At 57.6% G+C, this 25,751-nt stretch carries 21 protein-coding genes; 14 read left to right on the top strand and 7 right to left on the bottom strand.

What is annotated here, in order from left to right:
- Nucleotides 1-56: 56 nt before the first annotated feature.
- The 7 genes from ACYPYQ_RS05130 to ACYPYQ_RS05100 all read left to right on the top strand — a co-directional run bounded on the left by ACYPYQ_RS05130 (nucleotide 57) and on the right by ACYPYQ_RS05100 (nucleotide 8,854).
- Nucleotides 57-1,373: a TolC family protein gene (locus ACYPYQ_RS05130; RefSeq protein WP_459720734.1), complete on the top strand. Its 1,317-nt coding sequence runs from the start codon at nucleotides 57-59 to the stop codon at nucleotides 1,371-1,373.
- Nucleotides 1,370-4,465, top strand: a complete 3,096-nt coding sequence (locus ACYPYQ_RS05125; protein ID WP_459720730.1) for an efflux RND transporter permease subunit — start codon at nucleotides 1,370-1,372, stop codon at nucleotides 4,463-4,465. The genes ACYPYQ_RS05130 and ACYPYQ_RS05125 overlap by 4 nt, the downstream gene beginning before the upstream one ends.
- Nucleotides 4,462-4,770 carry a DUF3240 family protein gene (locus tag ACYPYQ_RS05120; RefSeq protein ID WP_459720727.1) on the top strand — a complete coding sequence of 103 codons (309 nt, stop codon included), beginning with the start codon at nucleotides 4,462-4,464 and terminating at the stop codon, nucleotides 4,768-4,770. Before ACYPYQ_RS05125 ends, ACYPYQ_RS05120 begins: the two co-directional genes overlap by 4 nt.
- Nucleotides 4,771-4,899: 129 nt before the next feature.
- Nucleotides 4,900-5,295, top strand: a complete 396-nt coding sequence (locus ACYPYQ_RS05115) for a DUF302 domain-containing protein (protein ID WP_459720724.1) — start codon at nucleotides 4,900-4,902, stop codon at nucleotides 5,293-5,295.
- Nucleotides 5,296-5,433: 138 nt separating this feature from the next.
- Nucleotides 5,434-5,970: a DUF2059 domain-containing protein gene (locus ACYPYQ_RS05110; protein ID WP_459720721.1), complete on the top strand. Its 537-nt coding sequence runs from the start codon at nucleotides 5,434-5,436 to the stop codon at nucleotides 5,968-5,970.
- A 37-nt stretch (nucleotides 5,971-6,007) separates the two neighbouring features.
- Nucleotides 6,008-8,158 carry a heavy metal translocating P-type ATPase gene (locus ACYPYQ_RS05105; RefSeq protein WP_459720718.1) on the top strand — a complete coding sequence of 717 codons (2,151 nt, stop codon included), beginning with the start codon at nucleotides 6,008-6,010 and terminating at the stop codon, nucleotides 8,156-8,158.
- Nucleotides 8,159-8,425: 267 nt separating this feature from the next.
- Entirely contained in the window at nucleotides 8,426-8,854 is a 429-nt protein-coding gene (locus ACYPYQ_RS05100; protein WP_459720715.1) for a helix-turn-helix domain-containing protein, read from the top strand.
- A gap of 34 nt (nucleotides 8,855-8,888) precedes the next feature.
- On the opposite strand, the gene ACYPYQ_RS05095 is transcribed toward ACYPYQ_RS05100, so the two are convergent.
- The 3 genes from ACYPYQ_RS05095 to ACYPYQ_RS05085 all read right to left on the bottom strand — a co-directional run bounded on the left by ACYPYQ_RS05095 (nucleotide 8,889) and on the right by ACYPYQ_RS05085 (nucleotide 12,472).
- Nucleotides 8,889-9,134 carry a hypothetical protein gene (locus tag ACYPYQ_RS05095; protein WP_459720712.1) on the bottom strand — a complete coding sequence of 82 codons (246 nt, stop codon included), beginning with the start codon at nucleotides 9,132-9,134 and terminating at the stop codon, nucleotides 8,889-8,891.
- Between the two features lie 567 nt (nucleotides 9,135-9,701).
- Nucleotides 9,702-10,334 carry a LuxR C-terminal-related transcriptional regulator gene (locus ACYPYQ_RS05090; protein WP_459720710.1) on the bottom strand — a complete coding sequence of 211 codons (633 nt, stop codon included), beginning with the start codon at nucleotides 10,332-10,334 and terminating at the stop codon, nucleotides 9,702-9,704.
- Nucleotides 10,331-12,472 (bottom strand): sensor histidine kinase, encoded by a 2,142-nt coding sequence (locus tag ACYPYQ_RS05085; RefSeq protein WP_459720708.1) that lies wholly within the window; start codon nucleotides 12,470-12,472, stop codon nucleotides 10,331-10,333. Before ACYPYQ_RS05085 ends, ACYPYQ_RS05090 begins: the two co-directional genes overlap by 4 nt.
- 165 nt (nucleotides 12,473-12,637) lie before the next feature.
- On the opposite strand from ACYPYQ_RS05085, the gene ACYPYQ_RS05080 reads away from it, so the two are divergent.
- The 7 genes from ACYPYQ_RS05080 (at nucleotide 12,638) to ACYPYQ_RS05050 (ending at nucleotide 19,924) form a co-directional block, all read left to right on the top strand.
- Nucleotides 12,638-13,702, top strand: a complete 1,065-nt coding sequence (locus ACYPYQ_RS05080) for a hypothetical protein (protein ID WP_459720705.1) — start codon at nucleotides 12,638-12,640, stop codon at nucleotides 13,700-13,702.
- Nucleotides 13,703-13,749: 47 nt separating this feature from the next.
- Entirely contained in the window at nucleotides 13,750-14,592 is an 843-nt protein-coding gene (locus ACYPYQ_RS05075) for a hypothetical protein (protein ID WP_459720702.1), read from the top strand.
- A 21-nt stretch (nucleotides 14,593-14,613) separates the two neighbouring features.
- Complete coding sequence (locus tag ACYPYQ_RS05070) at nucleotides 14,614-14,850, top strand: hypothetical protein (RefSeq protein WP_459720699.1); 237 nt, start codon at nucleotides 14,614-14,616, stop codon at nucleotides 14,848-14,850.
- A 114-nt stretch (nucleotides 14,851-14,964) separates the two neighbouring features.
- Nucleotides 14,965-15,702 carry a hypothetical protein gene (locus tag ACYPYQ_RS05065; RefSeq protein WP_459720697.1) on the top strand — a complete coding sequence of 246 codons (738 nt, stop codon included), beginning with the start codon at nucleotides 14,965-14,967 and terminating at the stop codon, nucleotides 15,700-15,702.
- Nucleotides 15,703-15,751: 49 nt separating this feature from the next.
- The gene (locus ACYPYQ_RS05060; RefSeq protein ID WP_459720694.1) at nucleotides 15,752-16,912 is read left to right on the top strand and encodes a tetratricopeptide repeat protein; all 1,161 of its coding nucleotides are present in this window, start codon (nucleotides 15,752-15,754) and stop codon (nucleotides 16,910-16,912) included.
- Between the two features lie 188 nt (nucleotides 16,913-17,100).
- On the top strand, nucleotides 17,101-17,544 hold the full coding sequence (locus tag ACYPYQ_RS05055; protein WP_459720691.1) for a hypothetical protein: 444 nt from the start codon (nucleotides 17,101-17,103) through the stop codon (nucleotides 17,542-17,544).
- Nucleotides 17,545-17,584: 40 nt separating this feature from the next.
- Nucleotides 17,585-19,924, top strand: a complete 2,340-nt coding sequence (locus tag ACYPYQ_RS05050) for a hypothetical protein (protein ID WP_459720687.1) — start codon at nucleotides 17,585-17,587, stop codon at nucleotides 19,922-19,924.
- A 585-nt stretch (nucleotides 19,925-20,509) separates the two neighbouring features.
- Here ACYPYQ_RS05050 and ACYPYQ_RS05045 read toward each other — a convergent pair.
- The 4 genes from ACYPYQ_RS05045 to ACYPYQ_RS05030 form a co-directional block, all read right to left on the bottom strand.
- Nucleotides 20,510-21,595: an ATP-binding protein gene (locus ACYPYQ_RS05045; protein WP_459720684.1), complete on the bottom strand. Its 1,086-nt coding sequence runs from the start codon at nucleotides 21,593-21,595 to the stop codon at nucleotides 20,510-20,512.
- A 3-nt stretch (nucleotides 21,596-21,598) separates the two neighbouring features.
- Nucleotides 21,599-22,735: an FIST signal transduction protein gene (locus ACYPYQ_RS05040; RefSeq protein WP_459720681.1), complete on the bottom strand. Its 1,137-nt coding sequence runs from the start codon at nucleotides 22,733-22,735 to the stop codon at nucleotides 21,599-21,601.
- A 43-nt stretch (nucleotides 22,736-22,778) separates the two neighbouring features.
- Nucleotides 22,779-24,098 (bottom strand): HD domain-containing phosphohydrolase, encoded by a 1,320-nt coding sequence (locus ACYPYQ_RS05035; RefSeq protein ID WP_459720678.1) that lies wholly within the window; start codon nucleotides 24,096-24,098, stop codon nucleotides 22,779-22,781.
- A 67-nt stretch (nucleotides 24,099-24,165) separates the two neighbouring features.
- A complete protein-coding gene (locus ACYPYQ_RS05030) occupies nucleotides 24,166-25,743 on the bottom strand; it encodes an ATP-binding protein (protein WP_459720675.1) in 1,578 nt (525 codons plus the stop codon).
- Nucleotides 25,744-25,751: the final 8 nt, after the last annotated feature.

Below are 25,751 nucleotides of genomic sequence, written 5' to 3'. Positions count from 1 at the left end.
CAATCAGCGACACTAAGCCTCGCCGAATTCCAACGTAGTCTTGTCTGGAGAATTCGATGCTTAGATTTTTATTGCCGCTGTGGATGGCGGCGCTGTATTCCATCCCTGTTCTTGCAGAAACCATCTCTGCCACGATGCCCGCCGTGTCTGCGGCAACGATCACCCACGCGAATGGCAAGGTCTGGACGCTTGAATCCTCGATCCGCCGGGTGCTGGAAATAGCGCCGGAGCGCCGCCAATCAGAAGCGACCATACAAATGCGTCAGATGGAATTGACTCAGGCGGGAAGTTGGCCCAATCCAAGTATCGATCTGCGCACTGACAACAGGATCGGCCAGCTTAGTGGTCAAGGTGGTATCAGCCTCTCACAGATCGCTCTCTCCCAACCACTACCGATCCGTCGCCTTGCGCATCAGCGTGCCGCTGCCGAATCCGGTTTGTTGGCGGCGCAAGCCAGCCGCCGCGAACAGTTTTTATTGCTAGAGCGCGATACAGCCCGTGTTTTTCATGCGGTGCAGTTTGCTGTCGCAAAACATCAGTTGTCCCACGAACGGTTGCAACTCACCAACAGTTTCGCTGCGGGAAAAATAGCGGCAAAAGAAGATCGGATAAAGCGATATTTGACCCCACTTGAAACGGGGCGGCTCGCTCTTTTGCAGGAAGAAGCACATCAGGCAGATATTCTCGCCGAGCGTGACCTTGAAAATGCACAGATCGGATTCAAGAGCCTACTCGTTCTTAATGGCAAGGGTGACCCGGAGGCGATGCCGCTGATACTTCCCGAGCATCCGGCAGCATTCGCCGTGTTGGCCGACAAACTAGATCTGCATCCCACTGTTGAGGCGGCTCGCCGTGAAACGGAGTCTGCGGAAATGGGTATCAAGGTGGCGGAATCAAGGCGCTACGCCGACCCTGTACTGAAGTTTTTCCATGACCGTGATTTCAACAACGGCACCACCATGAACATCACGGGGATTGGCGTAGGGATAGAGATTCCTGTTTGGAGCCGGAATCGCGCCATGGAAGGCAAAGCCCAGGCCGATGCCGATGCGAGCCAGTCACGCTACGAAGTGTTGCGTCGAGATGCCAAGATGCGACTGGAACAGGCATATACCCAACTGACTCGCCTGCAAGATCAAACCCGGTTGATGGATGAGCAACTTATCGAACCGGCGCGAAAAATGTTCGAGCTCACCCGCCGCAGTTTCGCCGCAGGCGAATCCAACGTGCTGACGCTGGTCGATGCCAGCTATGCCTACTTCGATGCCCGTACACGTTATTTGGAACTGCTGCACGAATGCGTTCTGTCCTCGGCGGAAGTGAGATTTGCTGCCGGATTATCCGTTGTTGACCTGAAGGAGTATCAGCCATGATCGCCGCACTTATCCGTTTTGCGCTGATCCAGCGCCTGATGATGTTGATCATCGCCGTCGCGGTAGTCATCGGCGGGCTGTGGGCATTTCGCACGTTACCCATCGATGCCTTCCCCGACATTTCGCCACCGCAAGTACAGGTACTCGTCAAGGCCCCCGGACTTGCGCCGACCGAGGTCGAGTCGCGCATCGCCTTCCCCATCGAGATGGAGATGCAGGGTATCCCGCGCCTGAAGCTCCTGCGTTCGACCACCAAGTACGCCATATCCAACATCGTCATCGACTTTGAGGATGGCACCGATATCTATTGGGCGCGCCAGCAGGTTTCTGAGCGGCTCAATCAGGTACGCGGGGCGCTTCCCATGGATGCGGAAGTCGTGCTGGCACCGATAGCCACGCCCTTGAGCGACATCTACATGTACCGGGTCAAGGGAGATGGGTACTCGAACAGCGAACTGCGCACCCTTCAGGATTGGGTGATCCGGCCGCAACTGCGGGCTGTCGATGGGGTGGCGGACGTGAATGCAATGGGCGGCTTCGTGCGCGCCTTCGAAGTTCGCCCCGAACCGCACAAACTTGCCGCACAGGGCTTGACGATTGAAGATATAGAGCGCGCCATCGCGCGTAATAACCGCAACGCGGGCGGCGACCGCGTCAACCGCAGCGACAAGATGCTGCTGGTGCGCACGGTCGGACAACTCAAGAATGCCGACGACATCAAGAGTATCAGCGTTGTGACCCGAAGCGGTTTGCCCGTGCGCATCGGCGATGTCGCGCAAGTCGCCGAAGGGTCGCTGGTGCGTTTCGGTGGTGTGACAGCGAACGGCGAAGGTGAGATTGTGACCGGCTTGGTTTTGCTACGTGTCGGTGCCAACAGCCGCACGGTGGTCGAATCCGTCAAGCAAGAACTCGCGCGCCTTGCCCCCTCGCTCCCCAAGGGCGTCACCATCGAGCCCTACTATGACCGCACCGATCTTATCAACGCGGCGGTGCTCACGGTGGAGAAGGCCCTCGGCGAGGCGGTGGTGCTGGTGATTCTGGTGCTGATCGTGCTGCTCGGCAATTTGCGTGCAGCGCTCACCGTGGCGCTGATCCTGCCGCTGACGGTGCTGTCCACCTTCATCCTGATGAAGCTGTTTGGCGTCAGCGCCAACCTGATGTCGCTCGGAGGGCTTGCCATCGCCATCGGCATCCTGGTGGATGCAGCCGTGGTAGTGGTGGAGAACGTGCATACCCAGCTCGCGCATGCGCCCAAGGGGGTGAGCCGCTTGCATCTGGTCTATCGCGCCGTGGCCGAGGTGTCCGCTCCGGTACTGTCCGGCATCCTCATCATCGTCATCGTGTTCCTGCCGCTGTTCTCGCTCACCGGGCTCGAAGGTCGCATGTTCGGGCCGCTCGCACTGACCATCGTGTTTGCGCTGCTGGGCTCACTGCTGCTGTCGCTCAGCGTGATTCCGGTGCTGGCGAGCTTCCTCATGCGCTCGGGCGCGCACGGCGAAGACCGTCTGCTGGCGGCGATCAAGCGCGTGTATCTGCCGACGATGCGCTGGGCGATTGAGTATCGCAAGTCCGCCGTGTTCGGGGCGATTGTGCTTCTTTTAGCTGCCGCAGCGTTGTTTCCGTTGATCGGCAAGGAGTTCATGCCGACGATGGACGAGGGGCAAACGGTGGTGAGCTTGGAGAAAGCTTCCGACATCTCACTTGAAGCATCGCTGGCGCTGGACAAGCCGATCCAGAAAGCGATCTTGGAAATCCCCGAGGTCACCGGCATGATCTGCCGCAGCGGTGCCGACGAGCTGAGGCTCGATCCGATGGGCTTTTACCAGACCGACTGCTTCCTACAGACCAAGCCGCGCAAGGATTGGGGCTACGATCTCGAAGCTTTCCAGAAAAAATTGCGCGAAAAGCTGGAGCCGTTTGAAGAGCTGGGTGTCGAAGCAGGTTTTAGCCAGCCGATTGACATGCGCGTCTCGGAGATGCTGTCCGGGGTGCGCGCCGCTGTTGCCATCAAGCTCTTCGGCGACGACTTCGCCACACTGGAAGCGCTGTCCGGCAAAATCGAGGAAATCGTCAAGCGCACCCAAGGCGCAAGCGACGTGTTCAGGGCGCGCCTTTCCGGGCAAGGCTACCTCACCGTCGCTATCAATTCGGAAAAGCTAGCGCGTTACGGCCTCAACAACGAGGATGTGAATGCCGTGGTGGAATCCGCAGTCGGTGGCAAGGTGGTGACCGATGTCATCGAAGGTAGCCGACGCTTCGGTGTGTTGGTGCGTTATCCGGAAGCCGCGCGTGCCTCGCCTCGGGCGATCAAGGCGCTGCTGATCCGAACTGCAGGCGGTGCGCTGGTTCCCCTCGGTGAGGTTGCCGATGTCAGGGAAGCGGACGGGCCGGTACTGATCCAGCGCGAATCGGCACGTCGACTAGTCGCCGTGCGCACCAACGTCGAGGGGCGCGATGTGGTGGGTTTCGTCGAAGAATTGCGGGCTGCCATCGAGCGCGAAGTGAAACTGCCCGAGGGCTACCACATCAGCTACGGCGGACAGTTCGAGAACCAGCAACGGGCGGCGCAACGTCTGGGCGTAGTCGTGCCTGTATCCATCGCGCTAATCTTCTTCATGTTGTTTTCGACCTTCCGCTCGGTGCGCCAGGCCGGACTGATCATCCTGAATATCCCGTTCGCCCTGATCGGCGGGGTGGTGAGTCTTTATCTCTCCGGGCTTTATCTGTCGGTACCCGCATCGGTGGGCTTCATCACGCTGTTCGGCGTGGCGGTGCTCAACGGTGTGGTGATGGTGGCCTATATCAATCAGTTGCGCGAGACGGGACGCACGATATTGCAAGCAGTGCAGGAAGGCGCGGAGCGCCGCTTGCGGCCGGTGCTGATGACGGCGCTCATCGCCAGCCTCGGCCTCATGCCGATGCTGTTGGCCACCGGCCCCGGCTCCGAATTGCAGCGACCACTGGCCGTGGTGGTGATCGGCGGACTAATCACCTCCACACTACTGACGCTGGTGCTATTGCCCACACTCTATGCCTGGATCGAGACTCGTTTTGAGTCGAGCATCCAGAATAACCAAAGGAAAATGAAATGAAGAACCTCATGTTGATCGTGCATGCCGATATTCAACAGACGCTGGCGGATACGCTGCACAGCCTTGAGCAGGTAACCTGGTTTACCTTCATCCAGGTCGAGGGCCACAGTCCCCAGGACGAATCTGATCCTGTGCTTTCCGCGCGCGACCGCGTAATCGGCTACACGCCGCACGTGCGGGTGGACATTCTGCTCAAGGACGAGGATGTGGAGAATGTCTTGCAGGCTTTGCGTGCTGCCAACTGCGGTCTGGCGGGGCGCTGCACCTACCAGGTGACTGCGATTGAAAGAAAGGGGGCGTTATGACATTAACGGCACTAGGAAAGTGAAGCGGTACGTGAACGGGATTGGGGATGCGGCCACTTGCTGCCAGTGGCCGGAATTTCTGGCGTACTGAAGTTGGTTATGAGTTCAATACTTGATAAGGAGAAGATCATGGGTATTCGTTATGGCTTTGGCAAGCAGGTTGCACTGGATTTTGAAAGTGCGTTGGAGCAAGTGATCCGTGCCTTGCAAGCCGAGGGGTTTGGCGTGCTGACCGACATCGACGTGGCGGCAACGCTCAAGAAGAAGCTTAACCAGGACATACCGCCCTATCGCATTCTCGGTGCTTGCAACCCGCCGCTGGCGCATCGAGCTCTTGTGGCCGAGCCTTCCATCGGCCTGCTGCTGCCATGTAACGTGGTGGTGCGCCAGGACGAATCGGGTGCTGTTTACGTCGAGATCATGGATCCAAACGCTGTGCTCGATCTCGTCGACAAGCCTGCCATCACCGACTTGGCGCGCGAGGTACGGCAGAAACTCGAACGGGTGTTGCAGGCAGTCTCGTAGGTGAAGTATAGGATTTCATAAGCATAACCAAGCGGAGTAGTATGGTATTTAAGTTATCGTATTTGGTATCACAACCTGGTTTGAACCGGGCCGTTTCGGCCCATGTAGTGTGTTTTCAACCATAAAGGAGAAGTGATCATGAAAAAGACGATTTTTATAGCTGCAATGTCCGTTGTCTTGTTTTCTGCTGTACCGGCACTGGCCGAGAAGACTCCCCCTGCCGGAAAGGAAAGCCAGTCGGCGCAGCAGGCACCCGATGTTGCGAAATTTGACAAGCAGATGTCGCAGATTCAGGAAAACCTGAAGACCATGCAGGAGCAGATGGACAAGATTCGCCAGACACAAGACCCGCAGGAACGGCAGCGTTTGCTGCAGGAACACTGGACGACCATGCAAAGCACGAGCGGAATGATGGGCGGTATGTGGGGGCCGGGCATGATGGGATGTTGCGGCGGAGGGATGATGGGCGGTCACATGATGGGCGGTCACATGATGGGAGGCCATATGATGGGCGATCACATGATGGGCTGGCGTGGCATGGGTGGCTACTACTCCAATCTCACCCCAGAACAGATGAAGCAGCGCCAGTACATGATGGATCAATACATGGGCACACAGCAGATGATGATGGACCAGATGATGCAGCGCCAGCAATGGATGTGGCAGCCAAGGTAAAGGATCGGAAAATCTTTGGAGTTATGGAAGGAATGAAATGAAACAATCGGTATATGTCATCAGCAACATGGACTGCCCGACCGAGGAGGCACTGATTCGCAAACGTCTCGGATCAGTGCCCGGCATCGGTGAGCTGTCATTCAACCTGATGGCTCGCCGTCTTACGGTGATGCATACGCTGGACGACGATCAAGCCATTCGCGATGCCTTGCGCGAGATAGGCATGAAGACAGACACCGGGCCGCAATGCCAGCCTGGTTCCTGCTCCACTTGCAAGGTGGAATCTCCTGTGGTGTCGCGCCGGACCTGGATGCTGATGGCGGTGTCCGGCGCTGCGGCCATCGCTGCGGAAATCGTTGCATGGAGCGGGGCAAGCGAGCAATCGGTTGCGGTGATCTCGCTGGCTTTGCTATCCATCGCTACCGGCGGTCTCGGCACCCTGAAAAAGGGATGGATCGCGCTCAAAAACTTCACCATGAACATGAATTTCCTGATGAGCGTCGCCGTGATCGGCGCGATTGCCATCGGCGAATGGCCGGAGGCTGCGGTGGTGATCTTCCTGTTCGCGCTGGCTGAATTGATCGAAACGCTTTCGCTGGAACGTGCCAAGAACGCGATCAAGGGGCTGATGGCCATGACTCCGGAAATCGCCACCGTGCAACTCGACAACGGCGAGTGGCAAGACATGGCGGCTGCCGATGTGCGGATCGGACATACCGTGCGCGTCAAACCGGGCGAACGCATCCCGCTGGACGGCGTGGTCACGGCGGGCGGCAGTTCGGTGAACCAGGCACCGATCACCGGGGAGAGCATGCCCGTGGTGAAGGCGGCGGGTGATCCGGTGTTCGCGGGAACCCTGAACGAACGCGGCATGCTGGAATTCCGCGTCACGGCGAACAAGGGTAACACCACGCTGGACCGCATCATCCATACGGTGCAGGAGGCACAAGGTCAGCGCGCGCCGACGCAGCGCTTCGTCGACCAGTTCGCGCTTTACTATACCCCGGCGGTAGTGGTCTTCGCAATACTGGTGGCAGTCGTACCGCCGCTGTTGTTCGGCGCTGCGTTCCAACCTTGGCTCTACAAGGCGCTGGTCATGCTGGTGATCGCCTGCCCCTGCGCGTTGGTGATCTCCACGCCTGTTACCGTGGTGAGCGGTCTTGCCGCAGCGGCGAGGCTGGGCATTCTGGTCAAGGGCGGCGTGCATCTGGAGAATGGCCGTTTGATCAAGGCGATGGCGCTGGACAAGACCGGCACGCTCACGCACGGCAGGCCTGTCGTGACCGATGTGGTTCCGCTGGTCGAATGGCCGAAGGACAAATTGCTGCAACTTGCCGCCAGCGTGGATGCACATTCCGAGCATCCCGTTGCGGCGGCCATCGTGTCGGCTTGGCAGGATGGCGGTGAGACGGAACGGGCGCTGTTGCCAATCACATCGTTTGAATCCATCACCGGGCGCGGAGCCAAAGCGGTGGTGGACGGGCAACTTTACTATGTGGGAAACCATCGGCAGATCGAAGAACTGGGTGTCTGCGGAGTGCATGTCGAGGAGGTACTGCATCGTCTGGAACAGGCGGGCAAGACAGCCGTGGTGCTGGCTACGGCAACCGAGCCGCTGTGCATCATCGGCGTGGCCGATACGGTGCGGAGCCACAGCGCCGAGGCCATCCGCCAGCTTCACGCGCTCGGTGTGACATCGGTGATGTTGACCGGCGACAACCAGACAACGGCCAGCGTGATTGCCGCCCAAGTGGGTATAGACGATGCGCGCGGCAACCTGCTGCCGGAAGACAAGCTGGCAGCGATTGATGAATTGGTCAGTCGTTATGGAAAAGTTGGCATGGTGGGTGACGGCATCAACGATGCACCAGCGCTGGCCAAGGCATCCATAGGCTTCGCGATGGGCGCAGCCGGAACCGACACGGCCATCGAGACCGCCGATGTCGCCCTGATGGATGACGATCTGCGCAAAGTGCCGCACTTCATCCGGCTAAGCCGCGATACGTCCCGCGTGCTGCGGCAGAACATCGCGCTGGCCATCGGCATCAAGGCGGTATTTTTCATCTTGGCGCTTGCTGGGCAAGCCACGCTCTGGATGGCGGTGTTCGCTGACATGGGGGCCAGCCTGATCGTCGTATTTAATGGAATGCGCTTACTGAAATACAAGGCCACAGTCCATCAGGTCTAACTTGCTTAAATCTGCAGGACTGGATGCGCATATTTTTAGATGGATGAGCTGTTACTCTGGAATGAGAAACGCACCTAAACTCGAACAATCATAACTAGGCGCAATGGATCGAAAGCGGAAGTAATATCACCTAGTTTTCAGTGACTGCTTTGGCCGAATTGCCGACCTGGCTGACCTAAATCTTTGCAGCCTGATGGGCTACAATGAAAATGCAGTATTCGTAGAGTGCTACTTAAAACACCGTGAACAATCCTAGGAGGGTTAATTGTGGCCAATCTTACTTCAATGTTGAAGGATGAGATCTCGCGAATCTCTCGCAAAGAGATACGTGGCGAGACAGACAAACTCAAGAAAACATCCACGCAATACCGCTCAGAAATCGCGTCACTGAAGCGGCGTACATCAACTCTTGAGCAGCAAGTCGGACGATTGGAAAAGCTCGTTTCAAAATTGGCTGGTGAAGCGCCCTCCTCCGAGCCTGCGAGCAAACCGCGTTTTACAGCGAAGGGATTCAAATCCCATCGAAATCGATTGGGTTTGAGCGCAGAAGCAGTTGGCTCCCTTCTTGGAGTGTCCGCACAGACCGTTTACAGCTGGGAGGCCGGCAAGTCGAGTCCGCGAGCTTCGCAAATGGAAAGGGTCGTAGCTTTAAGGGCGCTGGGGAAGCGAGCGGCCGCTGAACTGCTCAACCGTTGAAGGGGCTCTATGGTGGTATAGCCCCCATAGGGATCTAGCCAACAACGCCCTTCCGAAAAATCGATACAACGTTCGTTCCGGCGAATTCCTTGTGCTCTTCAGTCATCTCGACAGAGCGCTTGATCAGATCTCCGAAAGAGCCAGGAATCTGCTCCCCCTCCACAAGGCCGGCAATCTCGTCCTGGATGAACTTGGGCGTTCGCCCGATGGTGTGAGCCATTCTTTCTGGCCGCACCAGTCCGTCGATCATCTCTTCCGTTTTTTGTTGTTGCTGATCCATGGTGTCGCACTCTGTTGTGTGATGCGTCGATTGTATTTCAGAACACGGCATTGCAGATGCTTGTATTTGCAGGTGTATTGTGCCGTTTTGAACGGCGGCTTGTATTACCTGCCACTTTATCCACGAAAAGTGCAATTCCTGATAATAGGAGTTATCAGGAATGCCGATTGACCGCGTACCGTTTCAAGATGAGATTCGGTAGTATTGGTCCGGAGGTTCAAACCGGCCAGTCATCTCTTGATTGTGAACGACAGCTTTACGGCGGGCAGATACAAATGCTGTCAGGCGGCTGCGTGCCAATTGCAGTCACTCGATGGCGCTGCTGGGAAAGCTCACTCTTCGGCCTGAAGAGACATTTCCGATTTCTTGAATTGCTAATTAGTCGTAACGAAGTGATGTCCGTTATTCACTCAGCACCAGACATTTGAGCATCCTAAGTAGTGGTGCAACTTAGGCAAAAGAAGTCTGTATGCAATGAGCACGCAACTAGCAACCGTCTTAGAGATCGTCGGGAGTAATTAGGGGATGACCGCGACGTGTTGCAGAGCCGATTGCCGGACTGAAGCGTTACATCAAACCCATATTGCGGGCTTGCAGCGCGGCTTCGGCACGTGATGAGATGTTGAGCTTGCGATAGATGTTCTTCACATGGTCGCCCACGGTGTGGTGCGAGATGCCCATCTCCTGCGCGATGGCGGCGATGCTGATGCCGCGTGCCAGCTGCCCCAACACCTCGCGCTCGCGAGGGGATAGCAGGCTCTTCTGCTCTTCCTGTACCGCGTCCGGTATTTCCCTGAAGTGACTCAGCATGCGCCGTGCGACCGAGGGTGACAGCGGCGGTCGCCCTTCACGTATGCCTTGCAGTTGTCTGGCCAATACCTCAGGTGCCTCATCCTTAAGCAGATAGCCGTGCGCCCCGGCACGCAGAGCGGGAAAAAGATGTTCGTCGTCGTCGAAGATGGTTGCCACGACGATCGTGCACGATGGGCATTCCGTAGCCAGCCGCTGGATCACCTCGATGCCGGATCCATCCGGCAGCGAAAGATCGATCAGTCCAAGCTGAAAACAATCCGTAGCGTGCGCCAGCGCGTTTTTCACATCTGCCACGCAGACGCATTCGATCCCGGGAAAAGCCGCCGCCGCGATCTCGCACAGCATCTCCTGCGATTCCGGCATGTCCTCCAGGATGAGTGCTTTCATGGATTGAGTCCTTTCAGCGGTACGGACATCAGCAGACGTACCGACCCTTCCTGCGCTGCGATGACCAGCGTGCCGCCGAGATCATGCAATCGCCCGCGTATGCTGCGCAAGCCATAGCCTTCCTGCCAGTGCATGGGGTCTCCTCTGTTGCCGTCGTTGCCCACACTCAACGCCAGTTCCGATCCCTCAGCCGCGATGCGGACTTCCACTTTGCAGGGCGTGGCATGCTTGAGCGCGTTGGTCACCGCTTCGCGCAATACCGAACCGAGCGCGGCCTTGATGCGTGGCTGCAGGTTCGATCGTGGCAGTTCGCCCTGTTGCCACTCCAGCGCCACCCCCGCCGCTGCGCAGCGGGCATCGATCTCGGCACGCCAATCGGCCAGCGCCTCTTGAAGCGGGGCAGGTGGCGCGTCGATGGCCGCGATGGCCGAGCACAGGTCTTTCATCGCATCGCGCGCGATATCCGCATCGGGCGAACCCCTCAGGTGATGGATGAGCCGCAGCAGACGCGCGCCGATGTTGTCGTGCAGGTCGCGCGCCAAGCGCTGCCGCTCCTGATGTACCCCGCGTTCGTAACCTTCGCGCCCGGTCATCACCTGTTCGACCAAATGGCACAGCGTGGCGGCAAAACTGGCATCGCGCGTGGAGAACAGCCGCCGACCACCTGCCGCGAAGCGCAAAGTGCGCGACTGCAAACCGCCGGAAGCCGGGAGGCACAGCGCGAGGCCATCTTCAAGTACGGTCACCTCCGCACAGGCGGCCTCGCCGCGTCGTATCTCGAGCGGATCGAACATGCGTCGCAGCACGGCTTCCAAGTGTGCCTCGCGCGATTCACCCTCGGACAGGAACGCCAATTCGGAAATCTGCGGCAACAGCGTCTCCAGCCGCACCACGTTGCTGTTCACGATGCGCTGCCACAGCCATTGCCGGAAGGGGAAATACATCCAGCCGCTGACCAGCAACGAGACGCCGAGCGACATGGCCTGCTCGATGCCCGCCATGATCAACAACACGTCCAGCGTGATCACCGCCGTCGCTCCCGCGATCCAGAGCAATACCCTGTAAGCCCATTCGTCCATGTCGAACAGCCGATATTTGCGCAGCCCGAGCGCGATGCCCGCATACATGATCAGAAAGAACCCGAAGGAATAGCCTTGGGATAACGGCGGCAATAAGCCCAACGTGGAATAACCGGGGACTGCCAGGATGAACAGACTGCACCCGAGCAGACTTGACAGCGCGAACCAGCGTAGCGAGGCACGCTCCAGAGGCTGGCGGTAGCTTCTGCGCCATTGCATTACAGCTAAGGTGATCGCCAGCAGCAATTCAATGATAAGTGGAATGCGGAAGCCCCAGTCGGTATCTGGTGCCCAACGAAAAATATCCGCAAGGAACCATGCGCCAAAGATGGCGGGCAGCACCAGCAGATTGCGAGGCCGGAACAGCATGCGTGGATAGCACATGAACAACGCTACCAGTGCGATACCGAAGGCTGTGGAACCTAAATGGTTGAGTGTGGATAAATGACGAAACAGGGCTTCCGGCAAGGCCAGCTCGCGCGTACTGTAGATCGCGGCAGTCGAGGTCGCTATGGGGAAGGCAAGTCCGGTCAAGGCGAACATGCGCGCCCCCCAGTCCCGGGGCCGCAACAGATAAACCCAGCCTGCAATCATCAGGCAAGCGAATCCAGCGCCGAGCTGGAACCAGAAGACCATCGACAGATCCCGCATCGACCGCTTGCCCGGGACGATCACCGTTGTGCCCGTTGTGCCGTCTTCAGCTTGCCAGTGCAAGCGCACTTCGCCCGAGCGCAGGATCGCATCCAGCACGGCCTGTCGCTCGAAGAAGGCCTCCATCTCCTGATAGGTATCGTAGAAATCCGGTTCTTCGATGATATCCATAGGCGCGATGTCGATCATTTCTGCATCGCGCCCCTGCATCCGCAGCACGGTCGCGCCTGTCGGCACATCGCTCCTTTGCGTCGCCCCGACCACAACCGCCTTGCCCGTTTCGGACAGATCGAAACGAACACCCAGCCAGGGTGCCTGCAAAGCCAGCCAGATGGTGAATGTGCCTGCTACCATGATCGCAGCCCATAACGCATACATGTGGCGTGCTGGTCTTTTCAACAGGCTCATGGTCCCCGGCGCCCCCGTAATTTGAAGTACGCAGACTCTACCAAAAGTCCTGCTGAATACCACCCCCCGAGTTCTCGGGATTGTGTGCGGCTGTTTGCACACCCAAAATCCCCTGCCAGCTACAGGCTAATCCATTCACCCATTTTCGTACTCAGGGAGCACAACATGCATTCGACTTCGATCCGCAGATTCCTTGCAGCCTTCGCGCTGCTCACTTTCACCTTCTCCATCCCCGCCCAAGCCAAGGATGACTTCAGGGACGAGAATCTGTCCAAGCTGAAGAAGCACGGCGTCAAGCAGGTGGTCGTACCCTATTTCAAGGTCAACGTGCATACCAAACTGAACAAGACTGCCAAGGCGAAGAGCGGACTCTTTGGCGGCGGCAATGCATCTGCCAAGGCCTCCATGTTCACGGAGTGGACCGATCCGGACACCAAGATGCTGCAACAGGTCGCGGACAGTGCTTGGCAGGCTTTCGAGAAGCAATTGACGGCAGCCGGTTTCGAGGTCGTGCCCTTGTCCAAGGTGACCGCCACCGAGGCGTTCAAGAAGATCAATGCCGGCACCGAGCCAGTGAAGAGCGACAACATGCTCTCGCTGGCACCGACCGGCATGAAAGTCTACGACCCCATGGGTAAGATCGACCCGAACGGCAGCTTCTTCCTCGGCGTGGGCAATATGAACAGCAAGCTGGAAGGCGATATCGCACGCGAGGTACTGGGTACGCTTGATGGCGTCGCCGTGGTACGCATCACACTCAATCTTGCTTACGGTGCCTTCGAGACCGAAGTGGATTCCTACACTGCAATGGGCAGCTCGGACCGCGATTCTGCCTCCGCAAAAGTGGCTTTCATCCCCGCGATCTCGATCAAGCCCTCTTCACCGACGGTCACACCCGAGATCACCGGCATCGAGTTCCAGACCAACTTCGATACCGGCAAGCTGCCGAACGGCACTGAGTTCAACATGCCCAAGGATTTCACCCGCGTACAGCTGACGACACCACTGGTCGGTGACAAGAAGGTCAGCGCTCTGGAGGAGGTCACCACTTCCGGCGAGAAGGCCGCCACCGGCGCGGTCGCCCTGTTCGGCGCGATGATGGGTCAGGGCGCTAGCCTTGAAGCTGGCAAATATGTGGCCAAAGTGGACGGCAAGGCATTCACCGCCGAGTCGAAAAAGGAGATCGGCAAATTGGCCGAATTGATCGGCCAGAAAGTCGCTGTAAAGTAGTTTTGTAGAGGCCCCGTGAGGGGCCTTGTTTTTATCGGAGAATCTTGATGTTCAATTTTGGCTTCCAATCAAAGTATTTATTTGTCCTTGTTTCACTCATTTCATTCAACGCGACAGCCAGCGACCTGGAAGTTGGCTACGAATACGGCAATTTTTCACTGCAAAGCCAGTATTACCAGTTTGCCGGAGCTGCCACGCCAGTCCGTGAGGATTCATCTTTCGGTTTGCACCGCTTCGTCTGGTTCGATACCCAAGGGGCGATGACTTCTGCCGTGCGCGGTGCGCTAAACGAAAGCGCAGCGCGTATGGAAAAAGAAAAAGAGGTGAGCGAGGCGTATCGCAAGGGCAATACCGCCAGCTATGAATATTCATGGCAACAGCCCGAGCCGGTACCAACGGCAGGGGATACTTGGGCGCTGGTAATTGGCTCCAAGGGTAATCTGCTCACCGACACACTGGCACCACAAACTTCCTCGACCAAGCAACCCTCTGTCGTTGGGCTTGAATTCCAGCAGAACGTCTGGGCACTGACGGCCGCCCCAGTCTCAGTAGCATTCGGTTGGGGCCTGCGCACGTACTATTTCTCTCACCTCAACGGATCGCACTCGACCCTCTCGACACCCTTAAGCATTTCCGCTTCCACACAAGTGATCGATGGCGTGGTTCCCTATGTCGAGTATTCGCGAGGCCTGATGGGTTTGTTCAATGCTGCGAAGTTCGGCCTTTACCAAAACGTGGAGGCTGGTATCCACTGGCAATTTTCACCTGAGTGGAAAGCCGTATTGACCTACCGCAAGACCCATGACGAAGTTGCCTTCGCCAACAATAATCCACCCAATACCGAGCATGATTCCACGCTGACCATGGTCGGCATCCGCTGGACGATGTAACCCAGATACAAGGAGACGAGCATGAATATTGTTAGAGTCATTTCAATGGCGCTGTTGCTGTTAGGCTTCGCCGCCCCTGCCTCCACCCTCGCAGATGACCTGAAATACTGGAGCTTCAAGAATTTTTCCCCCGCGCTCGGCAGCGCATGTCATGAGCGATGGGAGATGCAGAACAAAGGGCCAGGACCCAAGTCTCCTCAGGTCTGCGACCCTGTCGGCAACCAAGTCCAATCCAATACTGCAAAGGAAGGGGCTTAGCGGCTGTCACTTACTACTTTGTGCAGTATCGAATCCTCATGGCATGCAGTGGGCAGCACTCGCCCGATGATGTCCTACAACGCTCCTGCTGTAGTCGAGAACTATGGCGACCACATGACGTTCACCTTTCTGTCGCAGTCGGTAACTGACGAGGAGGTCGCAGAAGTCGAGAAGCAGATCAAGGATCGCCGCGAGGAGATGGCCAAGGAATACAAGGACACCAAGGTACAACTGACGCGCACCAACGGCGGCTATGCCATCACAGCACAGACCGATTTTGCCAAAGGGATGGACAAATCTGATGTGACAGATCGCATCGTCTGGCTGACCGGGCAGGCTCAGTTCCTGATGTGCGACATCACCAACGGCCAGGAGCTGTACCGCATGGCCATGTGGGATCGACTCAAGGGCGCTGATTTGACTTACCTGAACAAGGCTGAGTTCTATACGCTCAATCCCACCTTGCACGAGGGATACAAGGAAGTCAAAGGGGATGGCAAGGAGGGCAACTGGGGCGTGTCTTTCGGAGGCGGATCGTACAAGGTCTGGATGGAGAACTTCGGGGACAAGATGATCCTGTGGGTTGCCGTGCCACACAAGGAAACAGATTCGGAAGATGTGAAGAAGAAAGCCACGGCTGCCGTTGAAAAGTGGGTGAGTAAGAATAAGTTCGAAGATGCCGCCGAGATGACCGTGTTATGGAACGACGAGTGGGTATGGATCGGCGCGGACTATCCCTACAAGGGCCTGACCGGCAAAAAGGTGATGAACCTGGCCAAGGATTTCGAGAATGAATACGCCCCCGAAACGGCAGATGACCTGAAGGATGAGTTGGAAGATTTCGATCTTTGATTTCTGCCATAGTCCAACTTGCCGGTACGTGTTTTTTCGGAGCAGCTCAATGAATCTTGCTTTCAAAATTCTAGTGTCAGTCCTGATCGGATGCACGTTTTCATACGCTGCTTCGGCTACAGATATTAAGGCCTCCATGTTCGAAGGCGACCTTGCTTTTGACGTAGACAAGGCACCTGCTTCGGACCGCGGCAAGGCCACCCCCATCGGCGGAAATCCAGCCTATGGTTCCAGGTTCACGGAAGCGAATGGTCTGTATACCTTCATACTTCCAACCGGCTGGTCATGGCAGCCAGATGAGAACAATCCCAAGGCGATCTTTTTTTCAGGAAAAAGCGGCAATAACTATGTCGAGTGCACGGTTTACCCCCTGAATTACTGGCGAGGTCCCAGAACACTGGCAGAATTGCAGGCAACATCGGAAAAAACGGTACTGGATCATTACGAAAAACAACTCGTAAAACTCCAGGGATGGGAGAAGGTGGATTCACGCGGTTTCTGGCCGCTTGGTGATGGCGGCTGGCCAAAGCGCACGCCGATCAAGGCCCCTTTCTGGCGTGCAAAACACAAGGGCGGGGGCGTTTTTTACGATACTGATGCAGTGGTAGAGTCGCCCGCCAACACCTTCCTTATCCATTGCTATTCTGCCGACCCGAAGGCAGGCGAAATCGCCATCAAGAATGCATTTCGCCTAGCCGAAGGCGCGCTCGTTCCGGCGGCGGGCAAGGCCGATGTCGCTAGCAAACCGCTCAGCCCGGCCTCATCCGCAACACTATCTGCTGCTACTACCAGGCAAAAACTGGCGGAAGCATTGAAACTGGAAAAGCAGGGCGAGACCGCGAAAGCCGTGTCCATATACAGAGCGCTTGCAGAAGCCGATGACCCTTTGGCCCAACTCAAACTGGGCATGGCCTACAACGATGGCAAAGGCATAGACAAGGACAAGACGCAGGCCGCGATCTGGTTCCGTAAATCCGCCGCGCAGGGCGATGTCATGGCACAAGGCTTTCTTGGCCTTTCCTACCAGACCGGCGAAGGTGTACCGAAGGATAAGATTCTGGCCTACATGTGGTTCAAACTGGCTGAACAAGAGCCCTTGTGGGCGCAGATGGCCAGCCAATTGGGGATGGGGTTTACTACTTCCGAACTTGGCCGTGCTAATAAGCTGGCAACCGAGTGCCGTGCAAGTAATTACAAGAACTGCCCTTAAATTGATTGGCATCGGTACGCCAATCCCAGTACACGGGCATTATCCGCGTGCCTTTGCTTGCAATTGCACCGACGATCCGGACGGATCCCACACTACTTGCGACCGGTTGCCACGGCGTAACGCACATGTCGAACACAGTGCAATGTAATAACTGGCGAGCCCTTTACCGAAACGACAGGATTGGGCGCGTGCGTTTCGTGCAAGTCGTGTGCCTTGTTCTTGCCGGGCTTTGTGCCTACTTGCTACACCTTGCATTGTATGGGCGACCGGGCTTGGTTCCGCCTGCGCCAGTGCAGGAGCTGCTATTCGTGGTTCCGCTGTGCCTTGCCGGAATCCTGCTGCCCAGTTTGGGCATGGCTGCGTACCTGCGGCGCTACATATTGTCCTTCGAGGTCTGCGGCGAGCACGCGCGGCTGACCACACCGCGCTTGGTAAAGGGCAGGGTCTTGCGGGAATTCAAGCGCGAAGATTTCCTGGACAACCAGTACGAGGAAGGCAGGTTCAAGTCGTTCCACGCAGTGATGGTCCACGCGCCATGGACATGGCTGCAAACACGTCATTCCCGTTTTATCCTCGACGAACAAAGTCCGGGCGGGGCAGAAGTCACGGCCTGGGTTACCGCTAAAATATGAAGGCTCGAAACGTCGCATATAGTCACTTAGGAGGTGTTCCATGAAACGATTGTCCATTTCTATCTTGTCCTTGCTTGCCCTGCTTGCGGGATGTGCCGGGACAGGTGGACTCGGCGGAGGGCCGGTCGCACTTTCCGCATGTGAAGAAGTCAACAGCGCCAACCCGAATGGCTATTTCCCATATTGGCGCGAAACCGGCATCAGAAAAGGCCTGAGTGACTGCTACTTCGCTCCTTCATGCAAGACTTGGCATTGTCCCAAACGTTTCCCCAGTGATTTTTACGCGACCTATCAAACCTGTTGTGAACAGCTGAATGCCCAAAAGGATCTGGCGAAGAGATACCAGTCTGCTGTGGAAACCTATTACAACGATTCCAGCAAGGATCCCCTCACCGGTTTGCAGCCTGCCTCGCTGACCCTTTCCAGTAAGGGTAAGGTGGTCGCCAGCGGCAGCGTGGAACAGGTGATGCCGAAAGTCCGGCGCGGGGACTCGATCGAAGCCGGTGAAGGCAGTATCAACATCACTGCATACACCAAGAACATCCCGGACAGCATCTCGTTGCGCGGCCAAGGTCTCAAGACCGTCCTTTACACCACCACGATGGTCAAGATTCCTTCCAAGGGCTTGTTGTTCGAGAACCTGCTGATCAAGACCAAGAACGTCTCCTTCGGTAGTCGCGAACAGGGTGGCACACCGAACATTCTGGTGAACGTCACACTTTTCGGGTATCTGTTCGTTCCGGAATACGGCTATCTGTGGAGCAAACCCGATGACCGCGACATCGCGGGCAAGTTCGACGGCTGGAACAATGTGATCATGATCGGCGGCTCTTTCGGGGTGCAATCACCAGAAGCCATCCAGACTCTGCCCGAGCTGGCATTCGGTACGCACGCCGTGACATTGAGCGAGTATGGCGACTCGTTCGATATGTATGCCGCTCCGGACTGGTTGCCTGAAGGTGGATTGAAGACCTTCCTCAAGGGGCTGTCGCGCCAGTCACGTTCGACTTCGCTGGAATCTCGGCTGAAACCCGTAGCCGTGAACATGCTTGCCGACCTGAATCCTGACACTTTGCAATCTTTGCTGAAAACACGTCCCACCAAGGGCATGCCGGGCGCTCAAGCCATGGCGTTATCCAGCCTGAACGACTGGCTCGGCAAGGCGGGCGGCGGGCTTGACATTCAGGTAACTGATGAGGATCGCAAGATTGCCGAGATCATCGAGTCAGATATGAACAGCAAGCGCATCTTCTCGGCGCTGGCCCGTATCGCCACGCTGGACGACAAGCAGGCGCGCCTGAAGGCCGGCATGGCCGGCAACATCCTCGCGCTTAAGCGTGACCTCGCAAACCGTTATACCTGTCTGGCCAGTTACGAGGACGTGCCTGCCAAACGCGGAGAGCAGACGAGCAGACTTGGTCCGCCGAACGAAGTGCTCAGCAACGGCATCACGCAACGTCTGCTCCGTGATTTCGTTCAGCTGGTCCCGGCGGCGGCATACGGAACCGAGGTGAAAGCCAGCGCGGGGGACTTCGACTGCGAATACCGCATCAAGATCGGCCTCAATGATTTCACCTATGGCAAAACGGTGCGCAATGCCTATCTGGCGAATACGGAGTGGTGGATCAGTGCACAGGGGCAGGCCAGGAAGAATCAGGCCCTGTCGCAAGGTTTGACCAGTATGGGCAACAGCTTTGATGCGGCGGGGCGTTCCATGGAGAGTACTTGGAAGAACTTCGAGGAATATCGCTCACGCACGGTCACCACCCAGACTGGGGATCAGTATCTCAAGAGCTACAAGGGAGACCGCAACGCGATGAACAAGAACACCTTCGCTGAACTCGATGCATTGCGCAAGAATGCACCGACCACAGGCGGGCCGGGCGCGCCGGGTGACTACTATCCGGTACACACCTACAAGATCACGGCGATGCAGTCGTTCACCCATCAACTTCAATACGAAGTCAAACCTATGTTCAAGGGTAAAGCTGCCCATTGGAGCCATTCACAAAACCTCTATGAGCAGTGGAGCGATGGTCCATGTGAAGACAGCTTCATTGACAACGGAGCTTCTGTCAGATCCGGTGGCACAACCTGTTTTATGCATTCAGGCCACAGGGTGGTCAACAAAGCCTATCAACTCATCTATCAGGATTACGCAAGCTTCCTCCAGACACATCTGCTCAAGCAGATCGCTGCCGAGAATCAGCAACGCAGCAAGAACAAAGCCGTGGCCAATCAGGCTGAAGCCATCCTTGCGCGTTTTGCGAATCAGGAAGCCGTAAATGCCAACGAGTGGCGTACTGTCTCGCAGGCGCTCGGTGTGACACTGGATGCGGCTCGTGCCAAAGACTTGATGGATAGCATCAAACAGCTCTGACATAGCACCACGCACCTTCACTCTGAATCGACAAGGAATCTTGCGATGCACAGCCTTCAATTCTGCTTTCGCCGCATGCGCTGTCCGTTGCTGGAATACCTTGCCGATAATCTCTAACTACAGGAAGGGCCTCATGTTAATTAGCGAACAGCAATGACCGTTTTGGATTAACAATTGTTCCTTTAGCTTCAAATAATCGCAGGTAGAAAACGTCCGTTGCAGAATGAACAACGGACATACTTTCATCACAACTGATTAGCTATTTCAGAAAATCGGAAATGTCTCTTCAGGCCGAGATTGAGACAGGCAGGTTCTCGGCCTTCACTTTATGGTTCGCTAATTTTCGACACCTAATGTGTTCATGAACACGTTCAATCTAAATTGAATCAATTCCTCGGTATGAACACAGTTTATGTACAGTCACCAATCAAGTTAACTAGACAAATGCACTAAATCCTTTATTAATCATTTTGATAGGTCTGGATTTTAGTTCATATGTACATTTTCCAGTTCTTAGAAGTCAAATGAAGGGGGCGATAGGACAATATCAAGCAGCTCTTGTGAACTCGATTTTCCTTGCTTGCATCAATTCGTCTCCGGCGGCTGCACGATAGGCAGCCAAACCCTGAACGCGGTGCCTTTACCCGCCTCACTCTGCACCTCGATCCGGCCGTGGTGTTTCTGCACGATGCCGTACGACAGCGACAGCCCCAGTCCCGTGCCCTTGCCGACCGGCTTGGTGGTAAAGAACGGGTCGAATATCTTCTGCAGGTGTTCGGGCGCGATGCCGCACCCAGTGTCGGCGATCTCTACCCACACCTCGTCGCCTTCGCGGCCGGTGCGCAGGGTGATGGTGCCGCGTTCCTCGATGGCGTGAGCGGCGTTCACCAGCAAGTTCATGAACACTTGGTTGAGCTGCGACGCCAGGCATTCCACTTCGGGCAAGACGCCGTACTGCTTGACCACTTCCGCTTTGTATTTGATCTCGTTGTTGACGATGCTCAGGGTGCTGTCCATACCGTGGTGCAGGTCGGCATAGCGCCATTCGTCGCTGCTGTCCGCATGCGAGAAGTCTTTCAGGTTCTGTACGATCTTCTTGACCCGGGTGATGCCGTCCTGCGATTCGTCCATCAGCGCGCGCAGGTCGGTCTTGAGATAGGCGAGATCCAGTTTCTGCTTGGCCGCCTGTAGACGCGCCAAAACTTCTGGGTCGGTGATCGCCCCTTCCGCCTGCTCGTACAGTTCGATCATGCCGAAGGCGTCATGCACGTATTTTTTCAGCATGCCCAGGTTGGAATACACGTAGCCGATCGGGTTGTTGATCTCGTGTGCCACACCCGCCGCCAGCTGACCGATGGAGGCCATCTTCTCCGATTGCAGCAGTTGGCTGTGCGCATCTTCCAGTTTCCTGATGAGGATATCCTGCTCTTCCTGTTTCTTTTGCAGGATATGTTCTATGCGCCGGTGCTCCGCCAGTTCCTTGCGCAGTCCGCCATTGGCCTCGGTCAACTCTTTCGACATCAAATCAAGGGAGCGTTCGATCAGCAGGCGATCGGCATCGGCGTTGTCATAAGCCTCGTCCACAGCGGCGATGAATGCCGCAAGCCCCGCCGGCAGTTCGGCCGGATCTCCGAGGTGACGCTTGATCTGGCGTGCGAGCAGCCTGTGCATGGTTCATCGCTCCGAGAAAGTGGTGATCGTCATAGTCTGGTTGTGCAACTCGCATTTGGTGAACGCACCGTACGGACAGATCTCGCCGTAGGAATAAAAGCCGGCGAGCACAGTGTCTTCGCCCAGCACCTCGCGCACGCCTTCCACCTCTTCCTCCACACGCTGTTTGAGCACCAGCTTGCGTCCCACACAACTGACTAGCAGAGCCAGTTCGGGGTTGGACGCGCCCAGCGTCTCGCTGGTGGCGTGCGCCGCATCGGCTGCGCCGTCGATGAGGCGTTCGAAGTTGGCCTTCATCAGACGCGCATAGCCCCCTTCCGGCATGTCGCCGGCGAAGGTCATGCTTTGTTCTTCCTCGTTTATCACCATGACCGAACGCACCAGGCCGTAGCCCTCGCCGTCGGTGCGCAGCGCCAGCGGGAACAGCAGGGCTTCCGCCGGCCCGGCCGCATGTTCGCCCAGATATCGTTTGTACAATTCAAGGGCGGATTGCCCGTCCAGTTCATACAGCACGTTGCCTTTCGAGCGCGTGATCAGTCGTTCCGCGCCGAAGGAGTCCCAGCCACCGAGGGAGCCATAACCGACCTTGAGGCGATCACCGTAGAAACCCAGCGCGGCGATCATGCCTTCGGCGGGCGGGCCGTCGGCACAGACCAGTGTCTGTTTGAAGTTCGCGCCGTCGCCGGCCATGCCGCCGGTCACGGCCACGCCCTGCGGTAGGTTCTCGCGCAAACCGCGCGCCAACTCGGTGCCGTTGACCTTGAGCCCGTCCGACAGCACCAGCACATGCACCAGTTGCGGCTGCACCAGATCCTGCGCCAGGCGCTGGCCGGCATGCGCGCTGTCTGCGCTGCCGTTGACGGTCGTCTGCGCCAGCTTGATCGCGGTATGCTCGAAACGGACGGCGGTCACGACAAGCGAGTCGTCGCGCACGCGGGTGCCGCAGATCTCACCCGAGGTGGAACACCCGAGCAGCGGGGCGGCGGGATAGAACGCACGCACCTCGTCCATCCGCGCGGCATCGGCCAGCACATGGCCCGCGCCGAAGACCAGCACCAGCGAGGCATTACCGTCGACGGTGGCCGCCGATTCCTTTTGCCAGCCGTCACTGGCCGTCCAGTATTGCTGTTCGATGTACATGATCGCCCTCCGTTGGAGTTGATGGAAAAGCGGGCGTCAGACGCTACGCCTGTCCCGGCCTTTTTTCATAGACATACAGGGTCAATTTGTCGCCCTGTTGTTCGAAGTTCCTGATCTGCCCGATCAAAAGTTCGTCCAGCCGGTAATCCTTGGACAACAGCAGTTCGCCTTGTTTGGTCAGCAGATCGCGCGAAAGCACCATGCCGGGCCTGAGCTGCTCCGGATGCAGCGCCAGTTCCGGCCGCACATGGGCAGTTTCAGTGTTCGCTCCCATGACGCTGATGAAAGCATCCACCACCGCCGGATCGTAACGCCGCCCGCGGCCATCCTGGATGAACAGCAGCGCGTCGGCCTGTTTCAGATGCTTGTTCAACATCGTGCCGATCTGCACCGAGTCGTATTCGTTGGCCACCGCGATGATGCGCGCGCCCAGGGGGATCTCCAGCCCGGCCAGTCTGTCCGGGTAGCCGGAGCCGTCGAAATGCTCGTGGTGGCTGCGGATCAGCTTCGCGGCATTGTGCAATTGTTCCAGCGCCATCAGCGCCGTCTGCCCTTTGGCCGGATGTTTGATCACCGCGCCCCGCTCCTCGGCGGTCAGGGTCGAGAACGGCTTCACCAGCAGGTAGTCCGGAAAACCGATCTTGCCGACATCATGCAACAGCGCCGCCAGGAATACGTCCTGCACGTCCGGTTCCTTCATCTCCATCTGCCAGGCGATGGCTCTGGACAGTTCGGCGACCCGGCGCGAGTGCCCCGCCATGCCGCCCTCGCGCATCTCGATCAGGTTGGAGAACACCCGGATCGAGGTGATGAAACCCTGCTTGAGCTTCTCGTGTGCGGCTTCGAGGAAACTCATGGTCTGGCGCAGCTCCTCGGTGCGCGCCTTGACCTTCGTTTCCAGGCTGGCGTTCAGCTCCTTCAGCTCCTCGTTCTGCCGGTAGGTCAGTTCTTCCAGTCGCTGCTTGTCCCGCTCCAGCTGTTTCTGATGCAGCGCGTGCCGGATCGTCAGCGTGATGTCGTTGTCTTCCCACGGCTTGGAGACGTAACGGTAGATATGCCCCTTGTTGATGGCCTCGATGGTGGCGTCTATCTCGGCATAGCCGGTCAGCAGGATGCGCAGCGTCGCCGGCCATCTTGCACGGACCTGCTCCAGGAACTGCGCGCCGTTCATTTCCGGCATGCGCATGTCGGAGACCACCAGGTCGACGGGCTCGCGCTGCAGGATCTCCAGTCCCTCGGCGCCGCTTTCCGCCGTGAGGATGCGGTAACCTAACGGGCGAAACAGTCGCTTGAGGGAGGACAGGATATTCGCCTCGTCATCGACGAACAGTATCGTCGCTGTCGTGTCTGGTGTCTCGCTCATACGCGCCCCGATCGTGTGTGCCGTTGCATATTCGATATCCTTTTCCCCGCTGCTGCGGCTGACGTGATCATTCCGTCCTGTTGCGCGCTTGCTCAACGGGCAACCATACGCGGAAGGCCGATCCCCTGCCCAATTCACTCTGCACTTCTATCCGGCCGTGGTGTTTCTGCACGATGCCGTAAGACAGCGACAGCCCAAGCCCTGTCCCCTGCCCCACCGGCTTGGTGGTGAAGAAGGGGTCGAACAGTTTCTTCAGGTGTTCCGGGGCGATGCCCTTGCCGGTATCCGCCACTTCCACCCATACCTCATCGCCTTGCCGTCCGGTGCTGACAGTGATGGTGCCGCGCTCCTCGATGGCGTGGGCGGCGTTCACCAACAGGTTCATGAACACCTGGTTGAGCTGCGATGCCAGGCACTCCACTTCCGGCAACTCGCCGTACTTTCTGACCACTTCCGCCTTGTATTTGATCTCGTTGTTGACGATGCTCAGGGTGCTGTCCAGTCCGCGGTGCAGGTCGGCGTAACGCCACTCGTCGGCGCTGTCCGCGTGCGAGAAGTCTTTCAGGTTCTGCACGATGTTCTTCACGCGGGTGATGCCGTCCCGCGATTCCTCCATCAGCGCGCGCAGGTCGGTTTTGAGAAAGGCGATGTCCAATTTCTGCCTGGCTGTCTGCAGGCGCGCCCGCACGGCCGGGTCGGTGAGCGCGTCTTCCGCCTGTTCGTACAGTTCGAGCATGCCGAAGGTGTCCTGCACGTACTTTTCCAGCGTGCCCAGGTTGGAATACACGTAGCCGATCGGGTTGTTGATCTCGTGCGCCACGCCCGCCGCCAGCTGGCCGATGGAGGCCATCTTCTCCGATTGCAACAGCTGGTTGTGTGCGTCTTCCAGTTTCTGGTTGAGCTGTTTCATCGCATGGATGTCCGCCTCCAGCGCCTGCTTGGCCTGCTCCAGCTCGGCCGTACGGTCACGCACGCGCAGTTCCAGTTCCGCCTTGCTGTCGGCCAGTGCCGCGGTGACCGCCAGCAAGCGCGTGATGTCGGTGCGGATGGCGATGTACTGGCGCGGCAGCCCCTGCTCGTCGAGCAGGGGCACGATGGTGGTCTCGACCCAGTAATGTTCACCGTCCTTGCTCCGGTTGCACAATTCACCCTGCCACACGTTGCCGGCAGAGATCGTTCTCCACATGTCGATGTAGAGTCCGTCCTCGTGCATGCCGGATTTGAGAATGCGGTGGTTCTGCCCGAGCAGTTCCTCGCGCCGGTATTTGCTTGCCTTGCAGAATTTCTCGTTCACGTAAACGATTTGCCCCTTGGCATCGGTGATGCTGACGATGGCATGCCTGTCCAGTGCGAACTTGAGGGAGCGCAACTCTCCCAGCGAAGCCTGCAACACCTTCGCGTCATGTGTGCGCCGGCGCAGTTGCGCCACCATGGGCCGGAACAGGAACAGATACAGCGCGGGCGAGATCAGCACGACCAGCATGGCCGCATCGGCGAACGCCTCCTGCAGCATGGAAAGCGGCGGGAGATAGTTCAGCAGCAGCATCACCGACGCTTCGGCCGCCACCACGGACAAGGCGATGACCAGCAGGATCAGGGCGGGAGAATTCTCCAGCAGGGATGCGCTGCGCTTTGAAAGATCCATGGTCTCCG

Source organism: Sideroxyarcus sp. TK5 (genome assembly GCF_054601595.1).
The sequence above is the reverse complement of the archived record's forward strand: the minus strand, read 5'-3'. Positions and strand labels throughout refer to the sequence as shown.